Annotated in this window: 5 protein-coding genes; 4 read left to right on the plus strand and 1 reads right to left on the minus strand. The window is 54.6% G+C overall.

Annotated elements, in window-relative coordinates:
* Positions 1-317 precede the first annotated feature (317 nt).
* From BUE18_RS20435 to BUE18_RS20450, 4 genes are all read left to right on the plus strand, one after another.
* A complete protein-coding gene (locus tag BUE18_RS20435) occupies positions 318-1,118 on the plus strand; it encodes a substrate-binding periplasmic protein (RefSeq protein ID WP_073478034.1) in 801 nt (266 codons plus the stop codon).
* 92 nt (positions 1,119-1,210) lie between these two features.
* Entirely contained in the window at positions 1,211-4,615 is a 3,405-nt protein-coding gene (locus BUE18_RS20440; protein WP_073478035.1) for a hybrid sensor histidine kinase/response regulator, read from the plus strand.
* Positions 4,608-5,567 carry a diguanylate cyclase gene (locus BUE18_RS20445; protein WP_073478036.1) on the plus strand — a complete coding sequence of 320 codons (960 nt, stop codon included), beginning with the start codon at positions 4,608-4,610 and terminating at the stop codon, positions 5,565-5,567. The genes BUE18_RS20440 and BUE18_RS20445 overlap by 8 nt, the downstream gene beginning before the upstream one ends.
* Positions 5,568-5,676: 109 nt before the next feature.
* Positions 5,677-8,292, plus strand: coding sequence for a hybrid sensor histidine kinase/response regulator (locus tag BUE18_RS20450; RefSeq protein WP_170868421.1), 2,616 nt, complete (start codon positions 5,677-5,679; stop codon positions 8,290-8,292).
* 108 nt (positions 8,293-8,400) lie between these two features.
* Here BUE18_RS20450 and BUE18_RS20455 read toward each other — a convergent pair whose 3' ends face one another.
* Positions 8,401-22,770, minus strand: a complete 14,370-nt coding sequence (locus tag BUE18_RS20455) for a cadherin domain-containing protein (protein WP_073478038.1) — start codon at positions 22,768-22,770, stop codon at positions 8,401-8,403.
* Between the last annotated feature and the right edge of the window lie 155 nt (positions 22,771-22,925).

Here is a 22,925-nt window from a genome sequence, read left to right on the forward strand (position 1 = left end):
GTCGGCGGGCCGGCCGAAAAGGTGCGGGAGACCCCGGATGGTTAACCGGCCGCCGCTTGGCCGCTGAGCGCTCGCCTTAAATGTTCCCATCCCCCTAAAGCACCTTTTTGAAAAAATCGACTCAACCCCTTTGTTCCATAAAATGACGCCGCCTTGGAAAGCCTGATGCTTGGCGATTTTGACGCCCTGGTTTTGGCATGGGTTCTGCATCAAAACTCTGTGAAAGAATGCAGGGGCGACGAAAAATGATGGAAAGCTGCATTCTGTGTAACTAATTGTAATTAAATTAAATGCAAAATATTTGAGAGGCGGCTGTCATGAAAATCAGGACTGTTTTTGTCAACCTATTGACGTGGCTGGCCGTTCTATGGGCCTTTTCCACCGCCTGGGCCGGGCCTTTGGTTCTTACATGGGTTACGGACAATACGCCGGGCGGAGACTATATTGTTGGGGAGGGGAGCAGCTTTCAGGAAAAAAATCCGGGCATTGAAATCGAACTGTATCAAATGACCGCGAAAAAACTGAACTTTGAGCTCCAACTGAAACGCATGCCCTGGAAGCAGTGCCTGGAACAGTTGGAATCCAATCAAGTGGACGGGATTTTTCCCGCCAGTTACAAACCGGAGCGCAGGAAAATCGGGGTGTATCCCATGAGAGGCGAGGCGGTGGATGTGTCCCGCAGGTCCCGTAAGAACGCCTACTACTTGTATAAGATGAAGGGATCGCCGATTTATTGGGACGGCAAAGAGATTCATGATGCCAGCGGCTTGATTGCCGTTCCTTCCGGCTGGGCGATAGTGAGCGACATCCGCAAAATGGGCTTGGATGTCAAAGAACTTCCTGTTCATCGCAATTCCCCGGATTTATTACTGTTAGGACGAGTGGAAGGCTTTATATGCCTGGAAACGGTTTTCGACGCCTATTTGAAGCGAAACGCATCCAAGTATGCAGACATAGTTAAGGAATCCAAACCCGTTTGGGAAAAGCCTTATTATCTTATGCTTTCCCATCAATTCGTCCGGGGACGCCCGGAGCTTGCACAGGAAATATGGAAAGCCATTTATGAAATTCAGCAAACAGCCGAGTTCGAAGACGTCGTTCAAAAATATGTGAAATAGCCCTTGTATTCTATACAGCGAGTGAGCGCCTGCAATGCGGCCGGAATTGAGATTTACGCACTATGGCCGCGGCGCCGCCGGAGGTATGTGAATTGCCCCGTAAAAACAAAAATCCTTCCATATCCCGGAACCTGATTATTTGGTTGAGCCTGGCGTTCATCGTGTTCAGCAGCCTGGGATTTTATATATTTTACAGGATTGAAGTCCTGCAGGGGAAGAGACATCTGGAAGACCAGACCCTTCGATATCTCACCGTCATTTCCGAATCCATCAAATTTCCCCTTTGGAATTTGGACATGGAAAACGTCGAGTTGACCTCCCATGCCTACCTGGAAAACGAGGCGATCGTAAAATTAGCGGTTTTCAGTTCCTCAGGCGAGTTGTTGTTCAAGTACGACAGGACTTGGAAGCACCCGCCCATTGAGGAACTGACGCGGGATGTTTATTATAACAGGGAAAAAGTCGGCGCCGTCAGTTTTGCTCTCACGGACGTGTTTATGCGGGAGCAATGGCGCCAGTTGGTGATTGCGGGATTTGTCATACAGTGCATTGCCATAGCCTCCATTTTAAGCCTCACAAGCATATTGCTCAGAAAGTTTTTAAAAAAGCCGCTGGCTTCCTTAAGTAACCTGGCTATGAAATTCGAGCAAGGCGACTATGAATTTAATCTTACCAATCCCCATAAGGAGTTCCTTCCCTTTGTCGATGTTTTGAAGACCATGGGGGCCACCATCCGGAACCAGATAAGGACGCTGAATGATTCCAACGCCGCCCTTAGAAAGGCGGAAGCCAAATACAGAAGCATGTTTGAGAACTCCCGGGAGGGGCTGTTCAAAACCGATCAGGACGGCGGCCTGGAAAGCGCCAACCCCGCCCTGGCCCGCATCTTGGGATATAAGTCCCCCCGTGATTTGCCCGACGGTGCAACCATGCTTAAGCAGCATTTGATCCCGGAAAAAGAAAAGCGCATCCAATTGTACCGCGAACTGGATGAAGCCGGGGAGGCCGTGGGCGTGGAAGTGCGGGGCGTCCGCAGGGACGGGTCTTTTTTTTGGGGAGAGTTTACGGTTCTGCGGGTGGAGGGCGAAGCAGATTCTTCCAATTCTTATGAAGGCATTTTGGTTGACACCACGGAGCGTAAATTTCGGGAGATCGCCGAACGGGAAAAGCAGGCAGCGGTCATGGCCAACGAAACCAAAAGTTTGTTCGTGGCCAATATGAGTCATGAAATCAGAACGCCCATGAACGCCATAATCGGTTTGTCGTCCCTGGCTTTGCGCACCGACCTCACCTCAAGGCAACGGGATTACCTCACGAAAATTGAATATTCGGCTCAGTCTCTGCTTAGGATCATTAATGATATACTGGATCTCAGCAAGATTGAGGCGGGGCGGCTGACCATGGAGGCTATTGAGTTTGATCTGGAGGACGCACTCAATAACCTGGCGAAAATGGTCTCCGTAAAGGCCGATGAAAAGGGATTGGACGTCATATTTGATATTGGGAAGGACGTTCCCGCCGGATTGATAGGCGATCCCACCCGTTTGAGCCAGGTGTTGATTAACCTGACCGACAACGCCGTCAAGTTTACGGAGCAGGGGCAGGTGATCATCAAGGTCAGGCGGGAGCAAGAAGCCTCCGGCGCCCAAGGAGCAACTCTGCGGTTTTCCGTCATTGACACGGGCATCGGCATGAGGGCTCAACATGCGCCGCACCTTTTTCAATCCTTTACCCAGGCGGACGCATCCATAACAAGAAAGCATGGAGGCACTGGTCTTGGCTTGACCATCAGCAAACATATTGTGGAGTTGATGGGGGGCGAAATTTCCGTTAGCAGCGAATTTGGTGTAGGCAGCACCTTTACCTTTACGGCGCACTTTGGCCTGCATAGCCAAACCAGAAAGAAAACCGCCCCAATCCCCTTTCTGTCTGCTCTTAACGTTCTGGTGGTGGACGATAACCGGGCCGCCAGGGAGGTTATGAAGGAAAACCTGGAAGGTTTCGGGTGCACCGTTCGTACGGCGGCCGCCGGCGGGGAGGCTGTTTCCAAGGTGGAAAAGGCGGATGCCATGGAACCTTTTCATCTTGTTCTTATGGATTGGAATATGCCGGGAATGAATGGCCTGGAAGCAGCCCGCCTGATAAAGGCCAGCACGCAAATCGCCCATACCCCCGCCGTTATGATTGTAACCGCCTACGGAAATGAGGAGTTGATCCAGCAATCCAATCAGGCCGGGAACGACGGTTTTTTAATCAAGCCGGTCACGCCTTCCGTTCTATACAATTCCATCCTCACCGTCATGCAAGGCGCACACAGCCCGGGGCCGGAAACGCAAGAAAGAGAAGCTCTTAAGATTTACGGCCTGGACGGCATTCGAGGCGCTCATATTTTGGTGGTGGAAGACAATGAAATCAATCAGCAGATCGTCGTTGAGTTGTTGGAGTTGGAAGGCTTTTCCGTTTCGTTGGCGGAGCATGGGAAAGCGGCCTTTGATATTATCCATGCTTTGGAGCCCAAGGAAAAAATTGACGCCATTTTAATGGATGTACAGATGTCTGAAATGGACGGATATACCGCCACCCAGGAAATCCGAAAACTGCCCGCCCCCCTGTGCCTGATTCCTATCATCGCCATGACCGCCCATGCCATGCCTTCGGAGCGCGACAAGTGCCTGGCCTCCGGCATGGACGATTTTATCTCCAAACCCATTGATCAAAAAGGCATGTTTCAGACCTTGGTTAAGTGGATTCCTCCTGGGGGAAGGGCGAAGCATGCCGCCCAACCAGGACCCAAAGAAAGCGTTTCGCCGCCTTTTGCCTTGCCCGCCTCGTTGAAACACATCGATTCGGACCTTGGGCTGGCGCAGTTACGAGGCAACGGGAATTTATACGCCAAGTTGTTGCGGGAATTTTTAGCGGACCACGGCAAGGATCTCTCCTACGTTTTGGAAGCGGCGGCGGCAAAGGAGTATATGAAAGCGGCCAACATAGTTCACGGCCTGAAAAGCATCGCCGGCGGATTAGGCGCACAAGCCCTGTTTGCAAGCAGTGAAAGTTTGGAGCGGAAATTAAGAGAGGACGATGGACAGGGCCTGGATCAGGCCATGGCCCATTTTTCCGACGCCTTTGAAAATGTCATGGGAGAGTTGCAAGGGCTCGGCGCTGCACTTGCTTATGAGTTGAAAAAAGTGGATTGCGATCCGGTTTCCGACTCCCAAAAAATCATCACGGTCCTAAATAAAATTGAAGACCTGGCTAAGCAAATGGATCCCGACGTTGAGGACGAAGCGGAAGAAGCGGGAGCATTGCTTAATTGCATGGGCAGCCCCTTCAAGGAAATGGGGGAGCAGCTAATCGCCCATGCTTCAAATCTCGATTTCAAGGACGCCCTGGACACTCTGGGCGATGTGCGGGACGCCGTGCTAAAGACCAAAAGCGGCAAGCGGGCTGATCTGGCAGGCATCCAGGCTGACGGGGAGATTGGCGACAATGGATGACTTCTCCCGAATCCTTATTGTGGACGACGAACGCCAGAACATCAAGGTGTTGAAGGATTTCTTGCGGGACGACTACAAGATCATGGCGGCCAAAACGGGCGAGCAGGCTTTGGAGGCGGCGCGCAGCGAAAATCCTCCAGACCTGATATTACTGGACATTGTGATGCCTGAGATGGACGGCTATGACATATGCAGGATCCTAAAAGAAGATGAAAAAACCATGCACATCCCCATTATTTTTGTAACGGGATTAGGGTCCACGAATGACGAAGCCAGGGGCTTTGAACTGGGCGCCGTGGATTATATAACAAAACCTTTCAGGCCGGTTATTGTCAAAGCGCGAATCAAGACTCATATTCAATTAAAACGCAAGTCGGACTTGCTGGATCGCTTGGCTTCCATAGACGGATTGACGGAGATACCCAATCGGCGCAGCTTTAACGCCGTCCTGGAGCGGGAAATCCGCAGGGCCTACAGAAGCGGCTCAAGCATCTCCTTAATCCTGTTGGATATAGACTTGTTCAAGAAGTACAATGACTATTACGGCCATGCGGCGGGCGACACCTGCCTGCGCCGCGTCGCCAAAAGCATAGAGCGGATTTTGAAGCGGGCTTCGGACATTGTCGCCAGATATGGAGGCGAGGAGTTCGGCGTAATCCTGCCGGACACGGACCTGGAAGGGGCCATGCACGTGGCGGAAACCATTCGGGAAGCCGTTGCCTCCCTAAATATAGAGCACGCCGCTTCCACCGTTGCGGATATGGTTAGCGTCAGCCTGGGCGCGGCCTCCCTGCAACCGGATGTCAAGACAGACCCTTTGGACCTGATAACCGCGGCGGATGCAGCTTTGTATCAGGCCAAGGATTCGGGCAGAAACAAGGCCTGTGGAGGGGGGAGCCAGCTTCCGGAAGGCTGTGGAGACACAGGCAGGCAGTGGATTCAAAAAGGGTAAGGCCTTATTATTGCAAATTTTCTAAGCCAAAAAAACCTTGCTGTGCGGAATGATGAAAAAGACGACTGACTTAACAATCGAAAAAGGGCGAAGAGCAACCTCCTTATGGATGAAAACGACCCATGTGTGCAATGCACGGCGCTTGTTTGCATCGTTTTTTTGCACCGCTTCAAGCAGGGGCGTGGGCTTTACGAGTATTCGAAACAGCCTGTTAACGGTGCTTTTCTATCTGCTCGCATTAAGCCCCGCCATAGCCGCAGAAGAGGCGCCCGGCTCGGTCAAGGACCATCCATGGCTTTTAATCGTTTTTTTTCTGGGAGGCGTCATTGCCGTTACCCTGGCGGTTTTTCTTTGGAATTTTTATCTTCAAAACAGGGTGAACAAGACCGTCAAAGAGCTTGAAAAGAAAAATGAACAGCTTGTCCAATCCCAGGAAGACATCCGGCGCAGCGAACACAAATTCAGGCTGATTTTTGAAAACGCCCCTTATGCCATCGTCATTTTCAGGCTGGATGACGGAACGATCCTGGACGCCAGCAAAGCCTTCCTGGAAAGAAGAGGCGTCAGGAAAAAGGACCTGCACAAAATGTCCATCATGGATTTGGTGGTTGGGTCCGAAAAGGAAAAGCAGCGATATCTAGATCGAATACGGAAGGAAGGCGCCGTACATAACGAACCTGCCATAATTTATGAGCCGGACGGCTCCCATGGGCATATTTTTTATTCCACGGTATTATTGGAGGTGGACGGAGAACTTCAGGGATTAAGCATGGCCCTGAACGTCACGAAACAAAAACAGGCCCAGGAAGCCTTGGTCCTTAGCGAAGAAAAATTCCGCAACGTGTTCAACAGCGCGCCCGTGGGAATATTCCGAAGCACCTTTGACGGCCGCTTGATCGAGGCCAATGACACCCTTGCCAGGTTTTTGGGCTATGAAAACAGGGAGCAAATACTTAGCCGGGTGGAGTCGCTGGGAAAAGAGATTTACCCCAGCGAAATGGAGCGGCAGCGTATTTTGGACGCCTTGCTGGAGTCGCCGGAAGGCATTCGAATGGAGGCCGAGTATAAACGCCAGGGCGGAAAGCCCGTATACGGCATTGTGAATGCCAAATTGTCCTTTGATGAAAATGGAAATCCCGCCTGGATAGATGGCGCCATAGAGGACGTTACGCGGATTAAACAAGCCGCCATGGAAACCCGCAAACTGGCGGCGGCTGTGGAGCAGTCCAGCGACATTATTGTCATCACGGATCCCAAAGGAGTCATTCAATACGTTAACCCGGCCTTTGAAAAGATAACGGGCTACTCCAGGGCGGAGGCCCTGGGGCAAACGCCCAGGGTATTGAAAAGCGGCAAGCACGACCAAGCCTTTTATGAGGACCTATGGCAGACTATCCTGGTGGGGGAAACCTGGAAGGGCAACATTATCAACAAAAGGAAGGACGGCTCTCTTTTTACGGAAAAGGCCACCATATCCCCCATGGTTGACGACAACGGGGAAATCACTAATTTTGTGGCTTCCAAAAGGGACATCACGGATGAAATGGCGCTGCGGGAGCAAAACCGTCAGATGCAGAAAATGGAGGCGCTCGGCCGCCTGACAGGCGGGGTGGCCCATGATTTCAATAATCTGCTGCAGGCCATGAACGGCTTTGTGGAATTGGCTGGCATGGACCTACCCCAGGACCACCGAAGCCGTCCCTTTTTGGAGCAAACCCTGATCGCTGGACGGAGGGCCGCCAATCTGGTTCAACAGCTTTTGCTTTTCAGCCGCAAAAAGGACATGCAGTTCAAGTACGTGGACCTGAACACAGCGGTGGACGATCTGTTGAAGATGGTGGGCCGGATCATTGGAACGGATATCCAGGTGCAATGGAGGCCGTGGAACTCCTCGCTTACGATTCACGCCGACCCCGGGATGATGGATCAGGTTTTGATGAACCTGTGCGTCAACGCCAGGGACGCCATGCCGGACGGAGGCGTTTTAACCATATCCACCAGCATTATGGAAGCGGACGCTCCTTTTTGCGCCGCGCATTCCTGGGCCAAACAGGGAAAATACGCAGTCCTGAAAGTCAGGGATACAGGCATGGGCATGGGGGAAGAGGTCCTGGACCGCATTTTCGAACCCTTTTTTACAACCAAGGAAGAGGGGCGGGGGACCGGCCTCGGTTTGGCTACGGCATACGGCGTTGTCCAGCAGCATGGGGGCATGATTTCTGTTTCCAGTGAGCTGGGAAAAGGGTCTGAATTCACCATCTTCCTGCCTCTAGTCGGCAGAGAGGTTCGGGTCATCAATAAGGGCGTTGTTGAAAAGGCTGCGGGCGGAGATGAGATCATCCTGATTGTCGAAGACGATGCCATGGTCAGACAAATGGCCTCCGCTATTTTAGAGAAGGCGGGCTACACAGTGCTGGAAGCCGGGGACGGCCGGGAAGCCGTTACTCTTTTCAAGTTGCAGCATGATCGTCTTTCTTTGGTGATTCTGGACATCACAATGCCCAATCTAACAGGTAAGGAGGCATTTGAAGAGATTCGCAGAATTAAGCCGGAGATGCCCGTACTCGTCTGCAGCGCTTATGATGAAGGGACGGATAAGACCGACTTTGTCGCTAAGGAAGAACTTTCGTATTTGCAAAAGCCGTATTCCGCCAACACCTTGCTTAAGACCGTGAGAAAAATCATTGATCACGGGCCTTTGACGGGCATCCTGCCTGAGGAATAAATCTCGCCGGGTTTTTATAACGCCGGTGAAAAGACGTCGTTTAAGAATAGAAAAGTAAACGCCCCAGGAGGACTTGATTCCCTCCCTGGGGCGTCGTTTTTTATGCAATTATCGCATGAGGGTTTGTATGAAGCAGCCGCCGTCCTCTTTGCCAAAGTCCGCGGCAACCTTGCCTTTATCCCGGGATGCGGCGATTTTTGATCCCGCTCCTGACGGGTCCCGTACAAGCGCTTGCGTGGGATCGTCGTCATAAGGCCCGTTATCCGTTATGTAAACGGTGACCTGGGTTCTATCGTGCGAGAACTCGGCGCCGTCTCCGGCGCCTCCGCTTATCAGGTCCCTGGAAAAATCGTACCAGCCCAACGCCGCACTGTACTTGTACCACCTGCAGGCGGCCGACGCGGGCTCGGGCAGAGTCACCGTAAAGGAAACCCTGTCTCCTGCCTGATAAGCGCGCATTTCCACGTCTATGAGGCCGCACATGAGTTGATCCGGCCTGTTCGTCTCATCGGCTATGGTTTCCGGGTCGATGGCATCCAGATAAGTCACTCCGCCTTCCAGGGCGCAGATTCCCAGGGCCTCGCCGTCAAAGGATTCAAACGGGGTGACGTTTTCATCAAAGCCTTTCAGGCCGTTGTCCGCAATTTGGATTGTCAGGCCTCCGGAAGCCATGAGTCCCTGATCATCCATCACGATAAGCTCCATTTCCACCGCGCCGCCTGGAGCGGCGACCGAAGGCGCTACAAAGGCCGGAGTCTGGGCCGTGGGATCGGACAGGCAGACCGAAGGGCCGCTGACCTGGCGCCAGAAGTACAGCACATCGCCTTCCGGATCGCTTGACGCAGATCCGTTCAGGATAACGTTAGCGCCTTCCGCAACGTTCAGGCCGGCTCCAGCGTTCGCCGTGGGCGGGTCGTTTGCGCCTGTTACGTTTACGATGCAGAAGTCCTGAGCTTTAAAGCCTTGTTCGTTGGCGACAGTCAGGCGGAACTCCAGAGCGGCCCCCGCTTCCAGCACTGTGGGCGCGGTAAAGGCCGGCGTCGCCGTGTCTTCTCCGGCCAGTACAACCTCCGGGCCTCCAACCTGTTCCCATTCGTAGGTGGCGATAGCTTTCCGGGCGTCAGCAGAGGCGGAGCCGTCCAGAGTCACGGTTGCATCCGCGCTAACCGTCTGGTCCGCTCCGGCGTTTGCCGTGGGAGGATCGTCCGCGGCGGTCACATTTACAATGCATGTGCGGGTGGATTCCTGGCAGTAATCCCGAACCGTCAGGGCGAATTCCAGAGCCCCGCCGGCCTGCGGCGGCGCCGTGAACCACGCCCTGGGAGACTGGGCGTCATTGATTTCCACGCTTTCGCCCGACAACTGGGTCCACTGGCAGGTCAGGGCGTCGCCGTTGAAATCCGAGGAGCCCATGCCGTCCAGGACAACCTTGGCGCCCGGATCGGCCGTTGCCTGGCAGTATGCCCAGGCCATGGGAGCGTAAGGCCTGGAGGCCGGGTCATTGGGGGCGGTCTGACAATTATATTCGGTCAGGTTGTCCACGCCGTCCGAATCCAGGTCGCCTGCGGAGTCGTCAATGCTGGAATCCAAGCCATACTGGCCTTCCCAGGCGTCGTTCATATAGTCTGCGTCCAGATCCTCAGAGTCCGGCGCATACAACTCATACACCGGGCTGTCAGCCTGGGTGTCGTTCACCCTGACGCCGATGGTCAAAGGCCCGCTGTAATCCGCGTCCTTGGTCACAGCCGTTCCGTTCACCGTGTAATGATCGCCCGGCAGCACCTGCAGGGTGAAGTCCGCCGGATAGGCGTTGTCGGGATCTTCCACGGTCAGATCGTTCAGGGTAATCTCTCGGGCCTGGCCGGCTGCTATGGAGATATCCTCCTGTCCGATGATAAGCGGAATGTCGTTGACCGCAGTGACGGTCACCACCAGGTTGAACCAGCCGCTTTCGTCCAGCCCGTCGTATACCTGGACCGGGACGGACAACACGCCGTTAAAGTCCGTATTCGGGGTGATTGTTGTATCGGCATAGGAGTAATTATCCCCCGAGCCGATCTGCATCTGGAAGTCGTCCGGATAGGTCTGGTCGTCCTGAACCAGAATATCGGAGAAGGTGATTTCCAGCGGGGTTTCCTCAGGCGTGGTCAAGGCCTTGGCCTGTCCTGTGATGACCGGAGGAATGTTTTGCACCTGCAGGGTGAAGGTTTGCACGTCCTCCAGGTCTCCCTGTTTGGCCATTACGCTGATTTCGTAGGTCCCGATGTCGCCCGGCGCAGAGGTCTGCCAGGTGACGAGCCCGGTGTTTGCGTCGATGGTCATGCCAGTGGGCGCCTTCAGCAGGCTGAATTCAAGCGCCGTCTGTTTATTGTCCGATTCCACCACCAACTGGTAGGAGAACAAAGCTCCGGCGCTCACAAAAACCTGGGGATCGGAAATGATGGAAGCGGAAGCCTCGGGCGGCATGCCCGCCACATAAATATAGAAAGTCTGGGAGGATTCCGCCAGTTGGTCGTCCTGAATTGCGATGGTTACGGTCCAGGTTCCGGTTTGCTCTTCCGTGGGAGTCCAGGAGACGAGCCCGGCGTCCGATATCTCGATGCCCGCCGCTCCGCCGTCGTCGCTCACGAGGTAGCTCAAAGCATCTCCGTCCGGATCGTAGGCCTGCACCTGATAGGTGAAGGTTGAACCGGCCTGCACCACGTCGCGTTTGGGCGTGGAGGTGATGACCGGGACGTTGTTGACGGCGTCATGGTTGATCATTAAAACGGTCACGGAGTTTTCAAAGGGGCTTTCCACGGCCCGGGTTTTGACCGTATCGTCGGTTTCTTCTTTGGTCTTTCTATTGGAGAAGCCGCGTCTTTGCACCTCGGCGTTAGCTGCAAGATGCACCGCGTGCTCGGCCAGGGCTTTCACCTGATCGTTATCCAGGCCAAGGCGCCCGCCTTCCTTGATGCGTACGATGCCTTCGGCCCTGCCCAAGGCCTGTTCCGCCTCAACGGAGTTGGGCTCAGCGAGAACAACCTGTTGTCCCAGGTCTTCCTTCCTGAATTCCGTGTCTTCATCCTCCATGCCGTAAGTCAGGTCTTCGTCAAGCGCCTTGGCGCCCATCAAAATCTGGGCGGCTTCGCTGACGATTTCGTACTTACCCGCTCTGGTCGTTTCGGAGGTTTCAATCTCCTTGATGGCGGCCGCGGAAAAACGATAGCGCTTGCCCGGCGTCAGGTCCGTCACCAAAGAAGCCCCAATGAGGGAGTTGTCCAGGTTTTGTTCCGTTTCCGTCTGGTCGTATTTATAATTGGGGTCTTCCAGATCGTCCGTCCACACAATCCGGTAGCCGATGATGGCGTCGTCCTCCAACAGGTCCCAGGTCACCAAGGCCGTGGATTCGTTCCGGACCTCCACCCTTATATTTTCAATGCTGGGCGGCGCGTCCAGATCCGGGACGTAAATCGGCGCGTCGCTGTAGGCGAACCTTGCGGCGTTTTTGCCGTCATCGATTTTCGCCATGATCCAGTAGTAACGGGAGGCCACCGGGTTTTCGATCAGGTCGTAGGTATGGTTCAGGGAGTGCGCTCCGGCCGTTTCCACCGGAACCTGGGCGTATTGAGAGCCGATGTGCTTGTTTATGTCCCGTTCGTTGGCCAGATACAGGGTGGTGGTTACCGGATCGTCTTCGTCGATCTGATCCCATTCCACATAGATGGTCTGGCCGTCGCTGTATGCGTCGGTGATGTCAATGGAAGGCGCCTTGTTGATGGTTAGCGCTTCCACGATATACTGGCCAAGGCTCGCGGGCGAGGTGATGCTGGCGGTGTATGTTCCGCCTTCCGGGTTGGACAGGAAGCAGCATGCCTCCATGGCCGCCGCATTTTGCCGGTACATGACTTCAACCGGGTTATCAACGTCAAAGGGGTTGGCTTCGGGGGTGAAAACCGTTCCCGAAGGCGAGGTCAGCGTAAAATGGGGATCGCCGCCCTCCAGTTCGTAATTCAGCCTGACTATTACGGGATCTCCGGCGGGGAGTTCAAGCTCCACCGCGTCCCCTGTAAAGTCTTTATCGGACTTTCTAAATCCTTCCCCGGCGTTATCCAGGCTGTAATGCTTGGATAGCTGGATGAGGTTGGTTCCAAATTGGAACCTGGCTTGTGCGGGATAATCCCCCGAGTCGCCCTTTCTGTCTTCCTGGGTCCAGTACCGGGGCTGGTTGTAGGGATTTTCCCATTCCAGGGTTTCGGTGACGCCCTTGACCGGGGCGTGAAAGCCTTCGGCGTCCACCCGGAATCCGATGGAGAATATTCCAAGGACGCTGGCGTTGCCGCCGATTCCTTCGTTGTCAAAATTGCACCCTACGCCCGCGAATTCAAAACCTCCGGCAATGGGGATGTTGTCGGGAATTTTTAAGGAGATCCGGGCGTAACCCGAAACCCAACCGTCAAAGGTGATGTATATGCCGCCCGCGCCTGTAAAGTATTGGTAAATGGGCATGTAGGCGCTGAACATCACACCCTGTTGCGCCCCGGAGAAAACAATCAGAACCTTGGCGCCGGCGATGTCGGCAATGCCCATAAGCTGGATTGTGCCCTCCAGTTTGATGGCTCCGCCTATGTCCGTGGTAAACTCCACCAACCCCGCCAGCATGGCGACGCTAACCGGTCCTACTTTCTGAGCGGGGCCGCCTGTAAATCGTATTTCTCCCACAAAGACCAGGGATCTTTGCCAACAGATTTCTCCGTCGGAAACCAGGTATTCGCTCACTTCCTCGCAATGCACATCATTCGGCGGCTGATATTTTCCGGCCGTTCCTTCCAGGCCGATTCCAATGTCCTGCATGTACACGCCGGAATCCCCCAGAGGAATGTTCATCCCTATGACTTTAATGAATACTCCATCAAATTTGCCGTCCCTGAATGCCACCCAACCGGAGATGCCCTGCCCGGACTCTTCGACAGTGCCCGCCGCCGGAGTCCAGAAAGGCAGCACCACGCCCCCGCCGAACTTAAAAAAGGCTTGCGGATCATATTCAATTTGGAGGATGATTCCGGCCACGCCAACTCCCTTGAATTTAAGTTTGGGTATGGCTAAACCACCGTCCTCGCCAAGGATCGTGCCTTCATCCTCAGGCTTGGGAAATTGCATTTCCAGGTCGTCAAGGGTTAAGGGCTCTCCTAAAACGTTGAAGCCCGGAGCGCAAGTGATTTGCATGCCGTTTCTATCTGGCATGGGACTAATATCCGTGATGGGCATATCAAATCCGCTGATGATGACTGTCGGGTTCTCCCACGTTATTCCATCTTTGTGTATCAACACATTGTCGATGAGTAGGGAGCCGTTTTCCATGTTCCACTGGGATTTCGCATGCATGTCGGGCGAGGGGATTTCCAGGCCCCGGCTTGTAAAATAGGATCCCTGCTGATCGTATTCCACGCCCGCAATATCCAGCACGCCCGCCGGAAGCCTTACAAACAACTCGTCCTGTCCCGTGGAGGCGTCGTAGCTTTTGTACAGTTCCAGGTTCTCAAAATGCAGCGGGAAGGAAACATCCAAGAGGTTCCAGTCCACATGGACGTCGGGAAAACGCATCAATGAAGGAGTGGGAAAGATGCTTCCGTGGTAAATCCTAATTCCCAATGCTTCTCCCGTCGGTTCCAGGTTTCCTGTCACGGTCGACATGGCGCCGCTGAAATCCATTTGGGGTGTAGTCAGGGTAAAGTCGGAGTAGACGTCCCCTCCATGCTGCGTGTCGGTTCCGGATTCAAAATACACATCGTCCGAGTAAAAGTAGCCCGGACCGAATTCCCAGTCCAGGGCGGAGAATTCGCTGGCTGCCTGGGTGAAGCTGATGGTGCGGCCCCTGGCGACTCTGGGATAACAATAGTTGACGTCTTCTACATGGAAGACTTTTTGCGAGTCGTGCGTGGCGATATCCAGGCTGTTAAAATAAAGCCCCTTGTCATTGGTTACGCCCGCTGGAAAAATGCCGTTCCAATAGTCGGTTTGAAAATATCCGTTATCGAAGACGGCCGCGCCTCCGTAATCCCAATCCAGAAGCACGTTTTTCAGGAAAAAGTCATCTCCCTGGCCGTTGCCCTTAATGCCATTATCCTTCAGGCTTACGTCTTCCAACTCGATTACGTCTATACCCGCCATGAAACTGGCGCCGTCCATGATCGGCGGATAGTCCGCATAGAACTCCAGATTATCCAGGGTAAGCGCCTTATAATCCGTGAAATTCCCAAGATAGAAGGTCTCGGGCGTTTCAAGCCGTTCCCAGGCCGGGTTGAATGTAAAATCGCTCCAGCTTATGCCCGAAATGGTCAGCCCGGAAAAGTTCAGGCTGGCGTTTTCCGTGGTTATAAACCGGATGCCTGCGTCCGGGCATATTCCCAGGCCGGTGAACGGCATGGGGTAATCCCCGCCGTCGGCCAGCAGGGTTCCGTCAAAGACCATGGAGAACCTGGGCGGATTGTATTCGCCCAAAATATAGCTTTCTTTGTATTGAATGGCGTCCACGATGGTGGAGAAGCCGCACAGCACAGGCCCGTCATCCGGGTTGACCGGGGTGAAAATCATTTGATCCGCATCCAGCCGGCACGGCCCCGTAAACAGGTCCAGGTCCCCGGAAAGAAGGTCATAGACGTACTCCTCCCCATCCCAGTACGCCGAACCGTACCACAGATCCGCGATGTTCATATAAGTCACCGGGCCGGAGAAAAGCACCTGGGTTCCCGTGATGACGATGGGCTTGGTATTTGTATTGATGGTTTTCAGGTCGTATTTGACCGCCTCGTCCGTGCGGCGCATCCACACGGGAGAAGACGTCATTACGGGGGCGTCCAGGAGATTGCCGTCCCCATCGAATTCCTGTATTGAATCCGTCAGGAACTGCACCTTGCCCACGGTCATGGTTTCGGAAATCACATCACCGACCTGGACCGTAACGTTGGCCATGGCGTACATTTCTTCGTCGTCGTACAGATCCCAGGCCTTGGCCTCAAGCACGTACACTTGCTGTGCTTCAAAATCAAACTCAGACCCTTCCGTAATCCACAAGGAGTGACCGTACACGGCGAAGCGTCCGTTGGCGTCTTCAGTCAATTCGTAGTTCAGGATGGCGTCTCCGTTTCCATCCTGGGCGGAGAGTTCGCCAACATGAACATTGCCCGTGTACTTGCGGCATTCTTCAACATCAATGGCCGATCCGCCGTCAAGAAGAATAAATTCCAGGCTTGTGGTGGGAAAGTCCACCCGATCCACATTCACGGTGTATTGGGCGGAGGCGTCATAATTTCCGTCATGGATAATGATTCCCAGGGTGTAGCTTGGCATGACGGCATGATCCAGAGCCGCAGCCGTGACCAGATAGGGAACGCCGTTGGATTCCTGAATCGAAAAATCGTCATAACCGGCGCCCTGGATTTCATAAGTATAATCGTTGACTGCATCCGGGTCGGTAATGTCGATACGGGCGATTACTGTGCCTACCGGTCTGTCCTCCCGCACCGGATTCAATAAGGTGAATACGTTGACATCCGTGGGCGGGTCGGCGCCATCTTCCAGGTTGATGATAATGGGTTGGTCCAGGTGCAAGGGCGGCTCGCCGTTATCCGCGGCCCGAACCTGAATGGTGAATCCTCCGTTGGTTTCATAGTCCAGATCCGCGCCTTCCGCCACCTTGAGTACATCGCCGTCCAGGTAGAATCTGCCGTCCGCATCGTCCAGCAATGTAAAGGTGTGGGTCTGGGCCGGGTTGGCGTCCACGGCGGTGAGAGTTCCCACAACCGTGTTGGCCGGGGCGTCTTCAGGAAGGGTGGTTGCCACGCTTCCGTCAATCTGGATGTACAGGGGCGGGGTGTTTTCGCCCGGGTCCATCAAAAACAGGAATTCGTGCGTGCTGGAAATAGGCGGCGCGCCGTCGTCCAGCGTGGTTATATACAGGTTTATTTGCGGGTGCTCGGCGCTGGAAATGCTCTGGTCCAAAAATAGAGAGAACATCTCGTCGCCGTCTTCGTTTTGGCCCCATTTTTCCGTATGGAAATAGGAGTCCCAAGGCGGCAGGATGGTGAGGGCCGCCAATTGGCCGGCGTCCGGTTCCAGCACGGTCAGCATGCCCAGATAGGCGGGAACGGCGGCGTTTTCGTCAATATTATCGTCCCCGTCAAATTCCAGGTCCGCAGGTTCGTTTTTGTCCTCCACATTGATGGTTATGTCCGTTTCGCAGGACATGGCGGGGACGCCGTCGTCCGTAGCTTTTACGCGCACCACATGGGATTGGGCCGTTTCGTAATCAATCCAGCCGATATAGCGGGCTATCAGGCGGTCGCCCTCGATGACAAAGGCGCCTCCCGAGGAGTCGGAGACGATTTCAAAGGTGTGGCTCTGAGATGCGTTGTCGTCCTGGACGCTCAGGGTTCCCACTTCGTATTCCAGGGTGTTTTCCGGAACCGTGTTGGAGGACAGGGCGATGGAGTAGGGCGCCGTGTTGATTTCGGGAACCACCCAGACAGCCAGGTTTTTCACCGTGGAGTAGCGCGGCGTTCCGTTGTCGCCCTCCTCGGTCCAGCCTTCCTCCATAAAGCCGGAATCCGTGGATGACACCCGGATGGTCCGGGTGGGGTTGTCCGCGTCATAAGTCAGCAGGCTGGAGTCTCCCACAACCAGGTTTTCCCCGTCGATGGCGAAACCGCCGTTGGTGGGGTCCGTAATGAGGGCGTATTCGTGCCGGTCCAGGCCTCCGTCTTCGTCCTCTGTCGTGAATGCGCCGATAACCGTTCCGTCGGCCCAGTCTTCCCCGGCCTGGTTATTGTCCAGGGAAATATCCGTGGGGGCGTCGTTGGCGTTTTGCAGATTGATGGTAAATGTCTTGGTCAGGGGCGAAAAAGCGCCCTGATCGGAAAGGTCTTGGGCCTCCACCGTGATGGACAGGGTGGGGGAGGCTTCAAAGTCAAAGGCTGGCTGGAGATTCACCTGAAGCTCGTCAATGACGATTCGGAAGGCGTTTCCCGGATTGTCCGTCAGGGTGTACTGGGTGGACGCGTTGTGGTCCGGATCCTGGCCCGTGAACACGCCTATGAGGGTTCCCGCTTCCGAGTTTTCCGTGACCGTTTTGGAGTCCAGGGAGAAGCTCTCCATGGGAAACTGCACATCGTTTATTGTAATGACAAAGGTCCTCTCGTAAGTCAGACCGCCCAGATCCTTTGTTTGAATCGTGATCTGCTCTGCATGACCGGGGGTGTATACGAGTTTGGAGGCGTCGGCGGCCAGCAGCTTGTCCGAGGCGATTTGAAAGCCCCCGCCCGTGGAGTCGCTTAAAAGGGTGTAGCTGTGGTAATCGTCGTTGACGTCCGGGTCGTCGGTGGTAAGCGTTGCGACCACCGTACCCGCGGGCGTTCCTTCGTCCACCTCGGTGGAGGAGAGATGAAGCCCGTATGGCGGGTCATTGGTATCTTCGACTTCGATGGTAAAGGCTTTGACCACTCCCCGAGGCGGAGTTCCGTCGTCCACGCAATAGATTTCCATGTCGTAGCTGGGCCAGACTTCATAATTCAGGGCCGCATTGACAATCAGCCGCCATTGGTTTCCTGACTGTTCCAGGACAAAATGGTTTTCGCCGCCCGAGGCGATGGACATGATGTGGGATTGGCCCACGTCCTGGTCGTCGGCCGTAAACCAGCCCACGATTTCGCCGGCGGGGACGTTTTCCGGAATAGGATAATTGGCGCCCGAAAATTCAATGTCGGGCGCGTCGTTGGAGTCTTCCACCAGGATCCCGAAATCCTGTTCGTACGATTTGGGGGGTACGCCGTTATCCGTAACGCGAATACGCACCACATTGGACGCGGCGGTTTCAAAGTCGATTTTTGCGCTGTCGCTGATAACAAGCTGGTCGCCGATGACGGCGTAGCCGCCGCCCGAGTCGTCCGAGGCGATTTCAAACACATGGGTCTGGGCCGGATTGTAGTCGTCCACGGTAATCACGCCGATCACCTGCCCGTTGACTACTTCGTTTTCCGTGACCGTAAAACCGGTCAGTTCGCCGTTTAAATACAGCCTTTCGGGTGCGTAATTGACGCCGGGAGTGACCGATATGACCAGCCCTTTTTCAATTTGGTATCTGGGCGTTCCAAAATCGCCTTCGGCTGTCCAGCCTTCCTCCATGTAGCCGGAATCCACGCTGCGGATGGTTACGGTGTGGGTGGTTGGCTGGCCTTGGTAAATGAGCACGTTGGGATTGCCCACCACCAGGATGTTGTCCACCAGGGCGAAGCCGCCCAAAGACGTGTCGTCTATAATCAGGTATTGATGGGCGTCCGCAAGGCCGTCTTCGTCCTCGGTGGACAAAGAGCCTACCAGGCTGCCTGCGTCCGCGAATTCCACCACGCTGGAGTTGCTGATGGTAATGTCGGTGGGAGGATCGTTGGCGTTGATGACGCTTACGACGAAATCCTCCTCGTAATACAGGGGCGGATTTCCTTCGTCCGTGGCCCGGATGCGCAGGGTTACGGTTTGGTTTTCCTCGTAATTGATTTTGGAGGCGTCATCCGTCCACAGAACAGAGCCCTCGATTTTAAAAGCGCCGTCCAAAGGGTCGGAAGCGATGGAGTGGTTCACCGCCTTATCCAGGTCCGGGTCCGTGGAGCTTAAAAAGGCGATGCAGCCTCCCTGGCCCTCGCCGAAGCCGGTCCTTTCGTTGACCGAGTCTCCCCCGGTGAAGTCGATGTCCGTGGGAGCCTCGTTGACGTCGTTTATGATGATCTGCAAGTCTCCCGTGTACTCAAGTCCCATGGAGTCAATGGCTCTTACGGTCAGGGTGTAATACCTGGGGTATCCGTCCAGGGCTTCGTAATTCAGCTTGCTGCTGTCGTTCACAATAACCCGGCCGTCGTTGCGAATTCGAAAGGCCCCGCCCGAGTCGTCCGCCATGAGTGAAAAAATATGAGTGTCGTTCTCGTCCGTATCCACGGCTGTCAGTTGTCCGACAAGGGTCCCGTTGGGCGTGTTTTCGTCCACGCCTTCCGGGGTCATGAAAATGCCTGTGGGAGCTTCGTCAATGACGTCGGAGAGATGGAAGGTGAAGGTTTTTTCCACATACTTCGTGTTTACGCCGTATGGGATTCCGCTGTCCGTGCACCGGACCCTGACCCAGCATTCCGGCTGGGTGTCGTAGTCGAGAAGGGAGGCATTTGCGACAATGACGTTGCCTCTGTACTGATTGTAGGCGCTGACGGAAAAAGCTCCCGAGGGGCTGTCGGCGATTTTGGTGTAGGTGTAGGTCTGCCCTTCATCCTCATCCACCGCCTTAAGCCTCATTACCAGGGCGGCGCCGCCGTCTTCCGGGACGGGATCATTGAGTATCGTGGTTAAAATGTCCGTGGGCGCCTCGTTTTTATTGACCAGGTTGACTGTAAGGATTCGGTCCAGATGCAAGGCGGGGGACCCGGAATCCGTGGTGCGGATGGTTGCGGTAATCACGGAGTTGACTTCGTAGTTCCAATAGGAACTGTCCCCAACCACCAGATTTTGGCCGGATACGGCGAAGGCTCCTCCTCCCACGCTGTCCGTTATTACGGAGTAGGTGAATGTCTGTCCCGCGTCTTCATCCACAGTGGAAAGGGCGGTGACGAACTTGCCTGCATTGACGTTTTCGTTGATTTCCGGAACTTCGGGGTTGAATTTCAGATTGGCGGGTTGATCATTGAGGTCCAGAACATGGATTTCGAGGGTTTGCTCCCAAGTCAGTCCGCCGGGGTCCTGGGTTTGCAGTGTGATCGTATGGGTGATCTGGGTTTCAAAGTTCAGCAGCGCCGCGTCCGCAGCATAAATTTTGTCGTCATCCATATAAAAACAGCCGCCGTCGTCATCCGTCAGGGTGTAAGTGAAAGCCGCGTCATTGTTGGGATCCTGGGTGGCCAGAGTTCCAACTAAGGTTCCGGCCGGAGAGTTTTCCGCCACCGTGTCGGGAGAAAGGCTGATTCCCGTGGGCCGGTCATTGGCGGCGTCCAGAACCTGGATGACAAAATCCTTGTCCAATGTATAGCCCACCCCGTCCAAGTCCCTGGTTCTGACCGTAATGGTATGCTGGGAGACGGCTTCGTAATCCAGCAGGAGTTCGTCCGCTACAACCAGTTGATCGCCGGACAAAGCGAATCGGCCGCCGGCGTCATCCACCAACTCGTATGTGAATGTATCGCCTTCATCCGGGTCCTCGGTGGTGAAAGTTCCGATTACCGTGCCGTTAGGCGCTCCCTCCTCCACGGTTGCGGAGGAAAGGTTGATGTCCGTGGGAGCATTATTTAATTCAATGTCATACTTGGCGGCCAGATATTGGTTTACCTGCTCCCTTTCCTCATTGCTGAGCACCCGTGAGTACAAGATGACTTCTGAGACCATTCCATTAAATTGACTGGTGTAAATTGAGCCTTCCGCCATGTATTTAAGGTATCCCAGGCTGTAAGCCCCGGTGGAAGCCGGGGAAGGATAAGTGCGTTCGTCCACCGGAATGGCGTCCAGGAAGGCCAGGGCGGTCTCCCCGTTTTTCACGGCGTTTCCAATTTTTTGTTGATGGGGGGCCATGTAGGCGTCGTCCCCATGCCCCGGATAGGACGGGCCGTTCATGAAGTATGACAGGAAATTGCCGTCGCTCGCGCCCATGAACACGCTTGGGTTTGATGCGGGATATTGACCCACTACAAAGGCGGGGTAGCCAAGATAGTTGTAGCCGTTATCAAAATCCTTCATGACGACAAATACATCGGCCGTATCGTCGACCGTTATGTCCGTAATTCCGTCCAGGCCCTGGTGCAAATCCAGGTCATCATCTCCTTGAAAATAGACGCTGTAAATATGCATGACCTGGCTCGGCTCCAGGCATAACGTGGTGGTGAATACGGTATTGGCGTCTTCATAAGATCCGTCGGCTATGAAATCCCAGGTTTCTACGTTGTAGATTTCCCACCCCATGTCAGTGGGATTGTCGTCCGTTGTAAAGACGACTTGCACGCTGCTTTCGCTGGGATCGCAGCCTTCCCCGCCCGCGGGCGCGCTGAAATAGATGTTTGTGAAATCCTCAAACGCCGTTCCGGAGATAACCGTCTCGCCGTTTACGATGACTTGATATCCGCCGGATCCGTTGTCGCAGCAATAACCGTCCTCATCGTTGCACCAGAGGAAAAATTCATATCCGCTTTCTTTTAATATATCGCCGGAAGGGGCCTGATTCAGGTCGTACTGCACGGCGTGGGCGCCGTTTCCGCTGGCGTCCTCCCACTTATAAACCTGCCATGTGCTATCCACGATGTGGACGCCGTAATCTCCTTTTAACCAGAGGTTCAAACCGTCGGAAGGAATGTCCGTAATCGCAGGCGGAGAGCCGGTGGACCCGTTGTCTATTATGCAGATATCTCCGTCCGAAAAATCGCCGTTCGCAGAGGGGTAATAGCTTCCTGGATATTGGTAGCCGCAAAGCGCAACGTTCCACTCGGACTGAATGGAGTCGTCATCCAGAAGGTCCAGGCGAAAGACCTTGTCATTGGCGCCAGCGTGTAAAGCCACGGTATAAATGTCCGCGAGGGCGGAGGAATTCGGACTAATGGAGGCAATCTGAACCTCGGAGCAGTCCCCGGACAAAGATTGGATGTGGAAATCCGAAGCATCCACCCCGGTGACTTGCTGGCTGAAGGTCACGGTGCAGGTGACCACGGCCGTGCCGGTAATGGGGTTTTCGTCATTCAGAACAATGGATTCCACCACAGGGGGGAACGGATCGAACTGAATGGTCAGCGTGGGAAGGGTAGCGGCATTGTTGGCGTCAAAAGAATAAAACTCCACGGGAGTGTCAATGTCGTCATAGGGGAGGAGGATAATGGTCACGGAGCTTCCCGATTCCCAGTCCTCCAATTCCGTCAGATCAGCTATTTGATCCGCCAGGGAACGCGAAGTCTGCCGGCTGCCGGCCGCGGCGCCTGAGTCGATGACCCATAAACTGCATATTTCCAGGGGAGAACGGTCAATTACGGACGGGTCTGATGCAAAATCCCGGGCGTCGGGATCCAGGAGCATTTTCGGTCTTACGAGCATTTGGCCGCCCGAGTCGTTTTCATTGACCAGGGTCATGGTAAGGTTGGCGGCTTGAATTTCCGATTTTGGGGGGATCCGGACGTCCGTGAAACGCAGCCCGCTGGCGTAGGTGCGGGAATCGTCGGAAAAAGTCCCCACGCGCAGAGACGATGAGGTGTACTCGTTCATTTGCGGCGCCGGGGTGCTGGAGCAGGCGTCATCCTGGCTCATTCCAATGGTCAGGGTAATGACCGACGAGGCGTTGGCCTGAAAAAACAAGCCCGAGGCGAACATCAACACAAGGAAGAATATCCCGCCCGCAAGAAAGGGGCGGCCGGCTATGTCCCGTTTTGGGCGATTGGCGTTTCTGGGGTGAAAATTTTTGGCAAAAGAGCACGCGGCAGCAGCGGATGACTGAGGCATGACGTTTCCTCCCGGACCGGTACAGGAACTAGGATATCTCCAAAATGCGGCAAGAGACATTCCTGTTATTACAAAACCGAGAGGCGTCCCCTGTGGCGTGAGTGAAGCGGCGTGGTTTGTTTATAATAACAGGTCTTGTTTGCAATAGTCCATAA

Source organism: Desulfatibacillum alkenivorans DSM 16219, from assembly GCF_900142135.1.
GTDB lineage: Bacteria > Desulfobacterota > Desulfobacteria > Desulfobacterales > Desulfatibacillaceae > Desulfatibacillum > Desulfatibacillum alkenivorans.

What these genes read in the sequence shown, in the direction of transcription:
- BUE18_RS20435 (WP_073478034.1), top strand. Translation starts at nt 318, where the DNA reads ATGAAAATCAGGACTGTTTTTGTCAACCTATTGACGTGGCTGGCCGTT.
- BUE18_RS20445 (WP_073478036.1), top strand. Translation starts at nt 4,608, where the DNA reads ATGGATGACTTCTCCCGAATCCTTATTGTGGACGACGAACGCCAGAAC.
- BUE18_RS20450 (WP_170868421.1), top strand. Translation starts at nt 5,677, where the DNA reads ATGAAAACGACCCATGTGTGCAATGCACGGCGCTTGTTTGCATCGTTT.
- BUE18_RS20455 (WP_073478038.1), bottom strand. Translation starts at nt 22,770, where the DNA reads ATGCCTCAGTCATCCGCTGCTGCCGCGTGCTCTTTTGCCAAAAATTTT.